Consider the following 14211-nt stretch of genomic DNA (forward strand, 5'->3'; position numbering starts at 1 on the left):
GCCAGCTTCGGTTAGCACACTCAGAGTAGACCATGGTTGAAATCGAAATAGACGGCAAAAAAGTCGAAGTCCAGGAAGGCAGTATGGTGATGGACGCTGCCAATAAGCTTGGCACTTACATCCCTCATTTTTGCTACCACAAAAAATTATCTATTGCGGCTAACTGCCGCATGTGCCTGGTTGAGGTTGAGAAAGCACCGAAACCATTACCTGCCTGCGCCACTCCGGTGACGCCGGGCATGATTGTCCGTTCCTCTAGCGACAAGGCTGTCAAGGCGCAAAAAGCCGTGATGGAATTTTTGCTGATTAACCACCCGCTGGATTGCCCGATTTGCGATCAGGGTGGCGAATGCCAGTTGCAGGATCTGGCGGTCGGCTACGGTGGCACTGCATCCCGCTATCAGGAAGAAAAGCGAGTCGTATTCCATAAAGATGTCGGCCCGCTGGTCTCGATGGAGGAGATGAGCCGTTGCATCCATTGCACACGCTGCGTTCGCTTCGGCCAGGAAATCGCTGGTGTGATGGAACTTGGCATGCTCAACCGTGGTGAGCACTCTGAAATTACTTCTTTCGTCGGCAAAACCGTCGATTCCGAATTGTCCGGCAATATGATTGATCTGTGTCCGGTCGGTGCGTTGACTTCCAGGCCATTCCGCTACTCCGCACGTACCTGGGAATTGTCGCGCCGTAAATCGGTCAGCGCACACGATGGCCTGGGTTCCAACCTGATCGTTCAGGTCAAGAACAATAAAGTCATGCGCGTGGTTCCGTTGGAAAATGAAGAGGTCAACGAATGCTGGCTGTCGGATAAAGATCGTTTTTCTTACGAAGGGCTGAACAGCGAGCAGCGTCTGACCAAGCCGATGATCAAACAGGGCGGCCAGTGGCAGGAAACTGATTGGCAGACTGCGCTCGAATACGTAGCGCATGGTTTGCGTAATATTCGCCATGAGCACGGTGCAAATGCAGTGGCAGGTGTGGCTGCGCCAAGCGCCACTCTGGAAGAGCTCACATTGCTGCAACGTGTCGTGCGTGGCCTTGGTTCTGACTGTGTTGATTTCCGCTTGCGCCAGTCCGATTTTGCGCTTGATGGCCAGGTTAAACCATGGCTGGGCACATCGATTGCAGAATTCGCTCAATTGAAAAATGTGTTCATCGTCGGGTCTTTCCTCCGTAAAGACCATCCTTTACTGGCTGCGCGTCTGCGTCAGTCGGTCAAGTTGGGTACTAAACTGAGCGTTTTGAATGCAACGGATGATGATCTGCTGATTCGTCTGGCGAATAAATCTGTTCTTGCTCCTGCTCAATGGCTGAGTTTCCTCGCAGAAGTGGCAGTCGCAGTTGCAGCTAAAAAAGAACTCGCTGTGCCTGCTGGCATGGAAGCCGTTCAGGCAAGCGCTGCAGCGACAGCGATTGCTGAGAGCCTGGTCGCAGGCAAGGCAGGCGTATTCCTTGGTAACACTGCCTCATATCACCCTGAGGCATCGAAGCTGCATGCAGTTGCCGAATGGATTGCGAATGCAGTAGAAGCGAAATTCGGTTATCTGACTGAGGCCGCGAATTCGGTTGGTGGTTATCTTGCGAATGCGTTTCCATCCACAGATGCAAAACCGATGTTTTCCGAGGCGAAAAAAGCTTACATCGTTTTACATGCGGAGCCTGCGCTTGAATCCGCTTACCCTGTGCAGGCACAAGCAGCCTTGGCACAAGCAGATATGGTCGTTGTGATGTCGCCGTTCAAGCATGGCACGGAATACGCTGATGTATTGCTGCCGGTTTCACCATTCACTGAAACTTCCGGTACTTTTGTTAATTGCGAAGGTCGGGCGCAAAGCTTCTATGGCGTGGTCAAGCCTTTGGGAGATACTCGTCCAGCATGGAAAGTGTTGCGCGTGCTTGGCAATTTGCTGGGGCTGGAAAATTTTGACTTCGAGACCTCTGAGGCCGTGCGTGACGAGGTGCTGGGCAAACTCGATATCAGTGCCGTGTTGAATAACCGCAGTAATTTGCAACCCGCTTTGGTTACAAACACGACAAACAGTTTAGAGCGCGTTGCTGATGTCTCAATCTATGCAACCGATGCAATCGTGCGCCGTGCCGAATCTCTGCAAAAAACTGCTGATGCCCGTACTCCGCAGGCATGGATCAGTACGCAATATGCACAGAAAATTGGTGTCGTTGCTGGTGATATGGTGAAAGTCAGCAAGGGTGGCTCGGTTTTACTGCATGTCGGGATTGATCAAACTTTGCCAGAAAATGTCGTTCGTGTTGCTGCAGGTCATCTATTGACCAGCAATCTCGACGGTATGTTCGGTGCGATTACTGTGGAGCGTGCGTAATGAATTTGCTGCTCACGATTAACACTTTAGGTCAGCAATATCTCGGTTATTTCTGGCCATTGGTATGGACGCTGATCAAGATTGTCTGCATTACTTTGCCTGTGATGGGGTGCGTTGCCTATTTGACTTTGTGGGAACGTAAGATGATTGGCTGGATGCATATCCGCCTCGGCCCGAATCGCGTTGGCCCTGCCGGATTGCTGCAACCAATTGCTGATGCCTTGAAGTTGCTGTTGAAAGAGATCGTCGTACCAGCTAAAGCAAATAAAGTCTTGTTTATCCTGGCACCGATTATGACGATCATGCCGGCATTGGCAGCCTGGTCGGTTGTTCCGTTCGGTCCGGAAACTGTCTTGGCTAACGTTAATGCCGGACTGTTGTTGATCATGGCGATCACTTCAATGGAAGTATACGGCATCATTATTGCGGGCTGGGCATCCAATTCTAAATACGCATTTCTCGGTGCGATGCGTGCTTCGGCGCAAATGATTTCGTATGAAATCGCGATGGGCTTCGTGCTGGTGATCGTGCTGATGGTATCCGGCAGCCTGAATTTGACCGATATCGTCAATGCGCAGACTAAAGGTTATTTTGCAAGCATGGGATTGAATTTCCTGTCCTGGAATTGGCTGCCTTTGTTGCCGATGTTCGTTGTGTATGTGATTTCCGGTATTGCTGAAACTAACCGCCACCCGTTTGACGTGGTTGAGGGCGAGTCTGAAATTGTTGCCGGTCACATGGTGGAATATTCGGGTATGTCGTTTGCGATGTTCTTCCTCGCCGAATACGCGAACATGATCCTGATCTCCGCGATGGCATCGCTGATGTTCCTCGGAGGATGGTCTGCTCCGGTGAACTCTATTATTTTCAACTGGATTCCTGGCTGGATCTGGCTGGGTGTGAAAACCTTTTTCGTGGTATCGCTGTTCATCTGGGCACGTGCATCTTTCCCACGCTACCGTTATGACCAGATCATGCGTCTGGGCTGGAAAGTGTTTATCCCTCTGACTTTGGTGTATTTGGTGATCGTGGCTGCATGGATGCAAACCTCGTGGAATATCTGGAAGTAAAAGGCTGAAAAAATGGAAGCGATTAAGGATTTTTTTGGCAGCTTGATGCTGCGTGAACTGCTGAAGGGACTGGCACTGACTGGTCGCTATATGTTCGCACGCAAAATTACTGTCCAGTTCCCTGAAGAGAAGACGCCACAGTCTCCGCGTTTCCGGGGTTTGCATGCATTGCGCCGCTATCCAAATGGCGAAGAGCGTTGCATTGCTTGCAAATTATGCGAAGCAGTTTGCCCGGCAATGGCAATTACGATTGAGTCTGATCAGCGTTCGGATGGCACACGCCGCACTACGCGTTATGACATTGATTTGACTAAGTGTATTTTCTGCGGTTTTTGCGAAGAGTCATGCCCGGTCGATTCGATCGTTGAAACGCATGTGCTTGAGTATCATGGTGAGAAACGAGGCGACTTGTACTTTACGAAAGAAATGTTACTGGCCGTTGGCGATCGCTACGAGCCTCAAATAGCAGCAGCACGCGCTGCTGATGCCGCTTACCGCTAATTGGAACGATTTCGATATGGAATTTACCACCGCATTATTTTATGTTTTCTCAGCAATTCTCGTGCTTGCTGCGACTCAGGTGATTACAGCGCGCAATCCCGTACATGCTGCTTTATTTCTGGTTTTGTCTTTCTTTACCGCAGCGGGAATCTGGCTGTTGTTGAAAGCTGAATTCCTGGCAATCGTACTGGTGCTGGTCTACGTTGGCGCAGTGATGGTGCTGTTCCTGTTTGTTGTGATGATGCTCGATATCAATCTGGATAAACTCCGCGCAGGTTTCTGGAGTCACTTCCCGTTGGCCGCGACTGTAGGCGTGGTGATTGTTCTTGAGATGTCTGCTGTATTGTGGAAAGGTTTTTTACGTCCGGAAAATCACATCCCTGCGTCGGCCGAGACAATCGGTAACACTAAAAATCTTGGTATCGTGATTTTTACTCACTATCAACTGGCATTTGAAGTTGCTGCTGCGATTTTGCTGCTCGCAATTGTTGCTGCAGTAGCGCTGACATTACGGAAACGTAAGGACAGTAAATATGTTGATCCCGCCCAGGCGGTGAAAGTGAAAAGCACGGATCGTATCCGTATCGTGAACATGAAGGCTGAGTCCGCGCGTAACTCAATCGCAACAGCAGACAAGCAGGAGAGCTGATATGGCGTTGACATTGACACATTACTTGATTTTAGGGGCGATTTTATTCGCGATTTCTATCGTAGGTATTTTCCTGAACCGCAAAAATATCATTGTGCTGCTGATGGCAATCGAATTAATGCTATTAGCTGTGAATATGAATTTCATCGCATTTTCCCATTATCTGGGCGATGCAGCAGGGCAGATTTTTGTATTTTTTATTCTGACTGTTGCTGCTGCTGAGTCAGCGATTGGTCTGGCGATTCTTGTTGTGTTGTTCCGTAATCTCGATACGATCAATGTCGAGGATCTGGACGCACTCAAAGGATAAAATCGGCAGGCTGGCGACATATTGTCAGTCTGTATATTGCTGGTGATGTAAAAAAAGTAATAAGCTAAAAAGGGTCATCATGGCGGGGCAACTTAACCCACAACTATTATTGGCTGTACCTCTGGCTCCCCTGGCAGGATCTGCCATTGCGGGCCTGTTAGGCACCAAATTTTTCGGTAACGTCGTGGGGCGAAAAGTCTCACATACTGCAACAATACTTGGCGTGTTGATTGCTTTTGTGATTTCTTTCATGACCTTGATGGCGCTTAAAGATGGCGCACCGGTATATAACGCTACCTTGTATCAATGGATGCAGGTAGCTGGTTTAAAACTGGAAGTTGGTTTTCTGGTCGATAATCTGACCGCCATGATGATGTGCGTCGTGACTTTTGTTTCGCTGATGGTGCATATCTACACGATCGGCTACATGGAAGAAGATGAAGGTTACAACCGCTTCTTCTCCTACATTTCCTTGTTCACCTTCTCCATGTTGATGCTCGTCATGAGCAACAATTTCCTGCAACTGTTCTTCGGTTGGGAAGCAGTAGGCCTGGTCTCTTATCTGCTGATCGGTTTTTGGTACACCAGACCGACTGCCATCTATGCCAACATGAAAGCTTTCCTGGTCAATCGTGTTGGTGACTTCGGCTTTATTCTGGGCATCGGTCTGTTGTTAGCGTATGCCGGTTCCATGAACTACATGGAAGTCTTCGCAAAAAAAGAAGAACTGGCAAAGCTGATGTTCCCAGGTACCGACTGGATGCTGATTACGGTGGCTTGTATCTGTCTGTTCATCGGCGCGATGGGTAAATCTGCACAATTTCCGCTGCATGTGTGGCTGCCTGATTCGATGGAAGGTCCAACCCCGATCTCTGCGCTGATTCACGCGGCGACCATGGTGACCGCCGGTATCTTCATGGTATCCCGTATGTCGCCGCTGTTTGAATTGTCCGATACCGCCTTGTCCTTCATTATGGTGATCGGTGCGATTACCGCGCTGTTCATGGGCTTCCTCGGTATCATCCAGAACGACATCAAGCGCGTGGTCGCGTATTCGACACTGTCTCAGCTCGGTTACATGACTGTCGCTCTTGGTGCTTCTGCCTACTCCGTTGCCGTGTTCCACCTGATGACACATGCATTCTTCAAAGCGCTGTTATTCCTGGCGGCCGGTTCCGTCATCATCGGCATGCACCATGATCAGGATATTCGCAACATGGGTGGTTTGCGTAAATACATGCCGATTACCTGGATCACGTCGTTGCTTGGTTCGCTGGCATTGATTGGCACACCTTTCTTTTCTGGCTTCTATTCAAAAGACAGCATCATTGAGGCGGTGATGGAAAGTCATCTGGCGGGTTCTGGTTTTGCCAAATTTGCCGTGCTGGCCGGTGTGTTCGTAACGGCTTTCTACTCCTTCCGTATGTACTTTCTGGTATTTCACGGACAAGAACGTTTCGGTAAAGCGCATGCGCACCACGATTATCACGATCACCATGACGACGAAGAAGATGACCATGGCCACCATGGTCTGGCACCGGGACAAAAGCCACACGAGTCTCCATTAGTCGTGACCCTGCCACTGATCTTGCTGGCGATTCCTTCAGTGATTATTGGTTTCTTTGCGATCGAACCAATGTTGTTTGGTGACTTCTTTAAGGGGGTGATCTTCGTTGACGAAGCGCATCATTCAATGGAGGCACTCAAAGAGGAATTCCACGGTGCTGTGCCAATGGCAATCCATGCGCTGACTTCGCTGCCATTCTGGCTGGCATTGGCGGGTGTGGTGGTTTCTTACGTGTTCTATATGGTGAAACCAGCTATTCCGGCAGGGATCAAGAAAAATGCCGGCATCATCTATAACCTGCTCGACAATAAGTATTATATGGACCGTTTCAATGAAATCGTCTTTGCCGGTGGTGCACGTGTACTCGGCGGTGGTTTATGGAATGTTGGTGATAAGGGTCTGATTGATGGATTGATTGTGAATGGAAGCGCTAAGCTTGTAGCCTGGTTCTCCCGTGCAATTCGTTTGTTCCAGAGTGGTTATATCTATCACTATGCTTTTGTAATGATTTTGGGTGTGCTGGCATTTCTTGTGTATTTCATGCCTTTCCCTTTTGCTAAATAAGTGACCTCGGCCATAAAAATATAATCATGATGCAGTCAACCTCCTCTTTACTCAGCCTGGCGATTTGGTGCCCGATCGCGTTCGGTATCTTTGTATTAGCTTTTGGTCGAGACAGTAATCCTGGCTTGGTGCGCGGAGTTTCATTAATTGGCTCCTTCGCCAGTTTTCTGGTAACTATCCCTTTAATTTTGAACTTCGATAATGCTGCACATGGTATGCAGTTTGTTGAGAAGCATGGGTGGATCGAAAAATTTAATATTTTTTATGCACTCGGTATTGACGGTATTTCTCTATGGCTGGTTCCTCTGACCGCATTCATCACTGTTATCGTTGTGATCGCCGCATGGGAAGTCATTGAAAAACAAGTTGCCCAATATATGGGAGCATTTCTGATTCTTTCCGGGCTCATGATCGGGGTGTTCTGTGCAACGGATGGCATGTTGTTTTACGTTTTCTTTGAAGCAACATTGATACCTATGTATATTATTGTAGGTATCTGGGGTGGTCCAAATCGCGTCTATGCTGCGTTTAAATTTTTCCTCTACACCTTGCTCGGATCATTACTGACCCTGGTGGCTATTATTTATTTGTATCTGAAGTCGGGGCATTCTTTCGATATTCTGACCTGGCACAAACTCCCGCTGCCACTCTCAACACAGATTATGATTTTCTGTGCGTTCCTGATGGCTTTTGCTGTGAAGGTGCCAATGTGGCCTGTGCATACATGGTTACCAGATGCGCACGTTGAGGCGCCAACTGGTGGCTCGGTGGTGCTGGCAGCCATTATGCTGAAGCTCGGCGCTTATGGTTTTCTGCGTTTCTCATTGCCGATTGCACCTGATGCAAGCCATTACATGGCCGGCTTTATGATTACCTTGTCGTTGATTGCCGTTATCTATATTGGACTTGTTGCATTGGTTCAGGCAGATATGAAAAAACTGGTTGCTTACTCTTCCATTGCACACATGGGGTTCGTGACGCTCGGTTTCTTCATGTTTAACGATATGTCAGTGCAGGGTGCGATCGTACAGATGATTTCTCACGGTTTTATCTCCGGCGCCATGTTCTTGTGCATCGGCGTTTTGTATGACCGAGTTCATTCCCGTCAGATTGCTGATTATGGTGGTGTTGTGAACAAGATGCCTAAATTTGCAGCCTTATTCGTTTTGTTTTCGATGGCGAACTGCGGGCTTCCTGCGACATCAGGTTTTGTCGGTGAATTTATGGTGATTCTGGGCGCTGTTAAATTCAATTTCTGGATAGGAATGCTTGCTGCAACAGCTTTGATTTTTGGCGCGGCATATTCTTTATGGATGGTTAAGCGGGTTGTGTTCGGGCAAATTTCAAATGATCATGTTGCGAATTTGAGTGATATCAACAAACGTGAGTTCTTTATGTTAGGTGTTTTAGCAATTGCAGTTATTGCGATGGGTTTGTATCCGGCACCGTTTACTGACGCAATGCAAGTCTCAGTAACAGACCTTCTGAAACACGTGGCAACATCAAAGTTACCGCTCTGATTTAACAAATGAAAGCAGACCGTTGCTCATTTTTATCGAATAGCGCAACAGCAGATCAATGCTAGTAAACTGAATAATATGAACTTCACACCACTTTATCCTGAAATATTTTTGCTGCTGGCAACCTGTGTCATCTTGCTGATTGACATGTTTATTGCAGACAGTAAACGCAATCTGACCTATGTGCTGACTATCATTACATTAGGTATTTCTGGGGTATTGACCGTTATGACGGCTAGTGAGGGGACTTCCACATATGTCAGTCATAATATGTTCGTATCTGATCCGATGTCGATGGTTCTCAAGTTATTTTCTTATCTTGCGGTAGGTATGACACTGGTTTATTCCCGGCAATATGTTGCTGATCGTGGCATGAGCAATGGTAAGCTGGGCGGGGAATTTTACGTTCTTGCCTTGTTCTCTTTATTAGGTCAGATGGTTATGATTTCGGGAAATAATTTCCTGATTATTTACCTCGGGCTGGAGTTAATGTCTTTAGCATTGTATGCATTGGTTGCATTGCGCCGTGACCATACGGTGTCTACAGAAGCTGCGATGAAGTATTTTATCCTGGGTGCCCTCGCATCCGGGTTTATGTTGTACGGTATCTCTATGTTGTATGGTGCAACCGGGTCATTGGAATTGGCAGAAGTTGCCAAAGTCGCGGCCTCTCCTGCCGCGAATAAAACTATTCTGGTGTTTGGCATTGTATTTTTGGTGGCTGGTCTGGCATTTAAACTCGGTGTTGTGCCATTCCATATGTGGGTTCCTGACGTGTATCAGGGTGCTCCAACAGCAGTCACTCTGTTACTGGGTGGCGCACCAAAATTAGCGGCATTTGCGATTACTTTCCGCTTATTGGTTGAAGGTTTATTTCCTCAGGCTGTGGACTGGCAGCAAATGCTGGTTGTGCTGGCCGTCCTCTCGATGGCAATCGGTAATCTGACGGCTATTGCGCAGACGAATCTGAAGCGTATGCTGGCGTATTCAACAATTTCCCAGATGGGTTTTATGTTGCTGGGAATGTTGTCCGGTGTGGCTCAAGGCAATGTGAGTTTTGCAGCGGATGCATATAGTTCTGCAATGTTTTACAGCATTACCTATGTTTTAACGACGCTGGGGACGTTTGGCGTCATTATGTTGATGGCGCGTTCCGGGTTTGAAGCTGAGAATCTGGAAGACTTGAAAGGGCTGAATAAGCGTTCCCCCTGGTTTGCATTTGTGATGCTGCTGCTCATGTTCTCATTGGCAGGTATTCCCCCGATGATGGGCTTTTACGCAAAATTATCCGTATTGCAAGCTGTTGTTGCAACCGGACAAATCTGGCTGGCTGTTGTTGCAGTCTTGTTCTCCCTGATCGGTACTTTCTATTATCTGCGCGTTGTAAAACTGATGTATTTTGATGAAGCTGTGGATAATGCAGTCATTAATCCAAGTGCAGATGTACGCATTGTATTAAGCCTGAATGGCGCAGCGGTATTGCTGTTGGGTCTGATGCCAGGCGGCCTGATGAACATATGTTTAAAAGCAATTGTTAAAACGCTGGCATCCTGAGGCTTGAATTTTTTGAGTAGCATAACTTCAATCTGGCTGATGGTAGTACTGGCAGTGCTCGCTGCCAATACGCCATTTATGAACGAACGCTGTTTCGCAGTCATTGCGGTACAGCGTTTTTCTTTGCGTAAGCCGTTATGGTTTAGGGCATTCGAGTTGTTGACGCTTTATTTTGTTGTTGGTGGCATTGGAATGCTGTTGGAAAGAAATGCTGGAAATGGATTTCAGCAAGGCTGGGAATTTTATGCGGTCACGTTTTGCCTGTTTCTGGTTCTGGCATTTCCGGGGTTTGTGTTTCGTTATCTGAGAAAAAGACATGACTGATCTTCTATCAGATCGTCATTTACGGGAAACAAAAATCCACGGTGAACTGGTGTACGAGGGTGATTTCCTGCATATCCAGAAAGATATTATTGCCTTGCCAGATGGCAAAAATGCATCAAGGGAGTTCATCAGACATCCAGGAGCTGTCGTTATTATCCCCTTGTTATCCGATGGAACCATTTTGATGGAGCGGCAATTCCGCTATCCTCTGAATCGTGTATTTATTGAGTTTCCAGCCGGAAAAATTGACCCCGGTGAAGATCCCCTAATCTGTGCACAGCGGGAACTCAAAGAAGAAACAGGATATAGTGCGGCTCAATGGCGGCATCTGTGCACAATTCATAATGCCATAGCGTATTCAGACGAACATCTTGAAATTTATATTGCTGAAGAATTGACTCAGGGAACGGCGGCACTGGATGATGAGGAATTTCTCGAAACTTTTAGTGCATCTTCTGCTGAATTGATGCAGTGGGTACGGGATGGAACAATCACTGATGTGAAAACGGTGATCGGAATATTCTGGCTGGAGAAAATTTTGAATTCAGCTTGGTAAAACAATTACAAGACTAAAAAAAAGCCGCTGATATCAGCGGCTTTTTTACATTTACATATTAGGATAGTTTGGTCCGCCACCACCTTCAGGTGTTACCCAGACGATGTTTTGAGTCGGGTCTTTGATATCGCAGGTCTTGCAATGTACGCAGTTTTGCGCATTAATTTGCAACTTATCCTGACCATCGTCGGTTTTCATAAACTCATAAACTCCAGCTGGACAATAACGTGACTCGGGACCGGCATATTTCGCCAGGTTAATTGCCACAGGTGTATTGCTGTCTTTTAAAGTCAGATGAATCGGCTGGTCTTCAGCATGATTTGTGTTTGAAATAAATACTGAAGACAGCCTATCAAACGTCAATTTTCCATCAGGTTTCGGGTAGACGATCGGTTGAAATTCTGCGGCAGGTCGCAGGCATTCATGGTCAGCATGGGTATGTTTTAGCGTCCATGGCGCTTTTCCACCAAAAACAATCTGATCAATTCCAACCATCAGAGAGCCAAAATACAGACCTTTACTCATCCACGGTTTAAAGTTGCGGGCACGGTGCAGTTCGTCGTGTAACCACGAGGCTTCAAAAGCGGTACTGTATGCAGTCACTTCATCATGCTGACGGTTGTCACCTAATGCATCAAATACAGCAACCGCTGCCAGCATGCCAGTCTTGATAGCCGCGTGGCTTCCTTTAATGCGGCTGGCATTCAGAAAGCCAGCATCACAACCAATTAAGGCTCCACCCGGGAAAGTGAGCTTAGGCAAGGATTGCAAGCCACCAGCAGTAATAGCACGTGCTCCATAAGCAATTCGTTTGCCGCCTTCGAAGAATTTTCTGATTTCAGGATGCGTTTTATAACGCTGAAATTCTTCATAAGGAGATAAGTATGGATTTTCGTAGGCCAATCCGACAACATAGCCAACAGCTACCTGATTATTTTCCAGGTGATAGAGAAAAGAGCCGCCATAAGTGCTGCTGTCAAGCGGCCATCCTGCAGAGTGAATAACCAGGCCAGGCTGGTGCTTGGCCGGATCAATTTCCCACAACTCTTTAATCCCGATGCCGTAGGTCTGTGGATCTTTACCTTTGTTCAGATCGAACTGACTGATTAGCTGTTTGCCGAGATGGCCTCTGGCGCCTTCTGCAAACAAGGTATATTTGGCATGTAATTCCATTCCGAGCTGGAAAGCTGGCCCAGGTTCACCTTCACGATTCACGCCCATATTACCGGTGGCGACTCCTTTTACCGAGCCATCGTCGTTATAGAGAATTTCTGCGGCAGCAAATCCCGGAAATATCTCGACACCCAGTGATTCTGCCTGCTGACCCAGCCAGCGAACTACATTGGCGAGCGAGATGACGTAATTACCGTGATTTTGAAAACAACCAGGCAACATCCAGTTTGGTGTTTTATAGGCTTTGGTTTCTGTTAAGAAAAGAAAACGGTCTTCTTTTACTTCTGTGTTTAACGGCGCACCTAATTCCTTCCAGTTCGGAAACAATTCCGTTATAGCCTGCGGATCCATAACTGCTCCGGAAAGAATGTGCGCGCCCAGCTCGCCGCCTTTTTCCAGAACGCAGACAGAGACTTCGTTGCCTTTTTCCGCTGCCATCTGTTTTAATTTGATTGCGGCTGACAGACCAGCAGGACCGCCGCCAACGATAACGACATCGTATTCCATCGCATCGCGGGGACCGTACTGTTCAAGAATGTTTTGTGTCATGGCTGTAATCGCTTTCTGAAATTTTTCGAACGAACGTGCTAAATTATTTTCAGCATGTTATCTGCGGAACTGGCAATGTGCAAGCAGCCAATTAGATGAAGATATCAATTGCTGAACAGGCAGATTCAGGCTGGATTATGGCAGACCGTCCGGTCAAACGCATCTGTTGCATGATCAAAGCGATTGAATTCCAACTGGAATATTCGTTCGGGTTAAAAATCAATGCAACATTATCCTGCCGCTATGTCATGATAATGGATTAGATGATTAAAGCACATGGGCACATCGCTAAATTCTGACGGAGATACAGATGGGAATAGAAGTTAACTTTGAGGGTAAGGTGGCGTTGATTACCGGTGCGTCGAGCGGTCTGGGCGCTCGGTTTGCCAAAGTGCTGGCTCAGGCCGGGGCGCAGGTGGTACTGGCTTCGCGAAGAATCGACAGACTCAAGGAGTTGCGTGCAGAGATTGAAGCTGAGGGCGGTGCTGCGCATGTCGTCGCTCTGGATGTTACTGATTATTCCAGTATTAAATCTGCGATCGCACATGCTGAAACAGAGGCAGGACCGATTGATATCCTGATCAATAACTCAGGCGTCTCGACTACGCAAAGGTTAGTGGATGTTACGCCTGACGACTATGCTTATGTGATGGATACGAATCAACGCGGCGCATTTTTTGTTGCCCAGGAAGCGGCGAAACGTATGATTGCACGGCATAAGGGTGATGTCCGCAAACAACACCGGATCATTAATATCGCTTCAGTTGCCGGCTTGCGGGTGCTTCCACAGATCGGGATTTACTGCATGAGTAAAGCTGCGGTCGTTCATATGACCAAAGCAATGGCGGTTGAGTGGGGGAAATACGGTATCAATGTTAATGCAATTTGCCCCGGGTATATTTCAACTGAAATTAATCAGGAATATTTTGATACTGAACAGGGCCAGAAACTGATTGATATGTTGCCCCGCAAACGGGTCGGTACGCCAGAAGATCTGGATGGTTTGCTGTTACTGTTGGCAGCGGAAGAGTCGCGATTTATTAATGGCGCTATTGTGGCGGCAGATGATGGAATGAGTGTGCAATGATCGGGGAGAAGTTCGCCGATAAAAAGTTGGTTTACACCGTCACGATCCCGGTTCGCTGGGGTGATATGGATGCGATGAGCCACGTCAATAACACCATTTATTTCCGTTACATGGAGCAGGCTCGTATTGAGTGGCTGACCATGATGGGATGCGCGCCAGACATGCAGGGAAACAGTGCAGTCATCGTTAATGCTCATTGCACCTTTAAAAAACCTCTGACTTATCCGGATCAGGTGGAAGTCTGCACTTATATCGCAGCATTGGGGCGCAGCAGCTTTGAAACCATACAGGAAATGCGTTCAGTCGGTGACGGCTATTCTTTGTATGCAGAGGGTGGGGCAAAGGTAGTGTGGGTCGATGTAAAGACTGGAAAGTCAACACCATTACCGGAGCCGATCCGGCTGAAGTTTAATGAGCTCAAGACGATGACGCGGCGTCGGCGCTAATG

Annotated in this window: 13 protein-coding genes; 12 read left to right on the forward strand and 1 reads right to left on the reverse strand. The window is 47.7% G+C overall.

Features of this window, described 5'->3' with window-relative positions; translation table 11 throughout:
- Window positions 1-32: 32 nt before the first annotated feature.
- From nuoG to H8K27_RS05965, 10 genes are all read left to right on the forward strand, one after another.
- Complete coding sequence (gene nuoG, locus H8K27_RS05920) at window positions 33-2339, forward strand: NADH-quinone oxidoreductase subunit NuoG (RefSeq protein WP_186862264.1); 2307 nt, start codon at window positions 33-35, stop codon at window positions 2337-2339.
- Window positions 2339-3409 carry an NADH-quinone oxidoreductase subunit NuoH gene (gene nuoH / locus H8K27_RS05925; RefSeq protein ID WP_186862265.1) on the forward strand — a complete coding sequence of 357 codons (1071 nt, stop codon included), beginning with the start codon at window positions 2339-2341 and terminating at the stop codon, window positions 3407-3409. Before nuoG ends, nuoH begins: the two co-directional genes overlap by 1 nt.
- A 12-nt stretch (window positions 3410-3421) precedes the next feature.
- Window positions 3422-3910 (forward strand): NADH-quinone oxidoreductase subunit NuoI, encoded by a 489-nt coding sequence (gene nuoI, locus H8K27_RS05930; protein WP_176802276.1) that lies wholly within the window; start codon window positions 3422-3424, stop codon window positions 3908-3910.
- A 16-nt stretch (window positions 3911-3926) separates the two neighbouring features.
- Window positions 3927-4559 carry an NADH-quinone oxidoreductase subunit J gene (locus H8K27_RS05935; protein ID WP_186862266.1) on the forward strand — a complete coding sequence of 211 codons (633 nt, stop codon included), beginning with the start codon at window positions 3927-3929 and terminating at the stop codon, window positions 4557-4559.
- A gap of 1 nt (window position 4560) precedes the next feature.
- The gene (gene nuoK / locus H8K27_RS05940; RefSeq protein ID WP_186862267.1) at window positions 4561-4869 is read left to right on the forward strand and encodes an NADH-quinone oxidoreductase subunit NuoK; all 309 of its coding nucleotides are present in this window, start codon (window positions 4561-4563) and stop codon (window positions 4867-4869) included.
- 79 nt (window positions 4870-4948) lie between these two features.
- Window positions 4949-7000 carry an NADH-quinone oxidoreductase subunit L gene (gene nuoL, locus H8K27_RS05945; protein WP_186862268.1) on the forward strand — a complete coding sequence of 684 codons (2052 nt, stop codon included), beginning with the start codon at window positions 4949-4951 and terminating at the stop codon, window positions 6998-7000.
- Between the two features lie 26 nt (window positions 7001-7026).
- The gene (locus tag H8K27_RS05950; RefSeq protein WP_186862269.1) at window positions 7027-8520 is read left to right on the forward strand and encodes an NADH-quinone oxidoreductase subunit M; all 1494 of its coding nucleotides are present in this window, start codon (window positions 7027-7029) and stop codon (window positions 8518-8520) included.
- Window positions 8521-8598: 78 nt separating this feature from the next.
- Window positions 8599-10074 carry an NADH-quinone oxidoreductase subunit NuoN gene (gene nuoN / locus H8K27_RS05955; RefSeq protein WP_186862270.1) on the forward strand — a complete coding sequence of 492 codons (1476 nt, stop codon included), beginning with the start codon at window positions 8599-8601 and terminating at the stop codon, window positions 10072-10074.
- Between the two features lie 39 nt (window positions 10075-10113).
- Window positions 10114-10398: a DUF2818 family protein gene (locus H8K27_RS05960; RefSeq protein WP_186862688.1), complete on the forward strand. Its 285-nt coding sequence runs from the start codon at window positions 10114-10116 to the stop codon at window positions 10396-10398.
- The gene (locus tag H8K27_RS05965) at window positions 10391-10954 is read left to right on the forward strand and encodes an NUDIX domain-containing protein (protein WP_186862271.1); all 564 of its coding nucleotides are present in this window, start codon (window positions 10391-10393) and stop codon (window positions 10952-10954) included. The genes H8K27_RS05960 and H8K27_RS05965 overlap by 8 nt, the downstream gene beginning before the upstream one ends.
- Window positions 10955-11005: 51 nt before the next feature.
- Here the strand turns inward: H8K27_RS05965 and H8K27_RS05970 are convergent, their stop codons facing one another.
- A complete protein-coding gene (locus H8K27_RS05970) occupies window positions 11006-12634 on the reverse strand; it encodes an electron transfer flavoprotein-ubiquinone oxidoreductase (RefSeq protein ID WP_186862689.1) in 1629 nt (542 codons plus the stop codon).
- A 352-nt stretch (window positions 12635-12986) separates the two neighbouring features.
- On the opposite strand from H8K27_RS05970, the gene H8K27_RS05975 reads away from it, so the two are divergent.
- On the forward strand, window positions 12987-13763 hold the full coding sequence (locus tag H8K27_RS05975) for an SDR family oxidoreductase (protein ID WP_186862272.1): 777 nt from the start codon (window positions 12987-12989) through the stop codon (window positions 13761-13763).
- On the forward strand, window positions 13760-14209 hold the full coding sequence (locus tag H8K27_RS05980; RefSeq protein WP_186862273.1) for an acyl-CoA thioesterase: 450 nt from the start codon (window positions 13760-13762) through the stop codon (window positions 14207-14209). Before H8K27_RS05975 ends, H8K27_RS05980 begins: the two co-directional genes overlap by 4 nt.
- The last annotated feature ends 2 nt before the right edge of the window (window positions 14210-14211 follow it).

It is taken from the genome of Cognatundibacterium griseum, from assembly GCF_014284195.1.
Taxonomy (GTDB): domain Bacteria; phylum Pseudomonadota; class Gammaproteobacteria; order Burkholderiales; family Burkholderiaceae_D; genus Undibacterium; species Undibacterium griseum.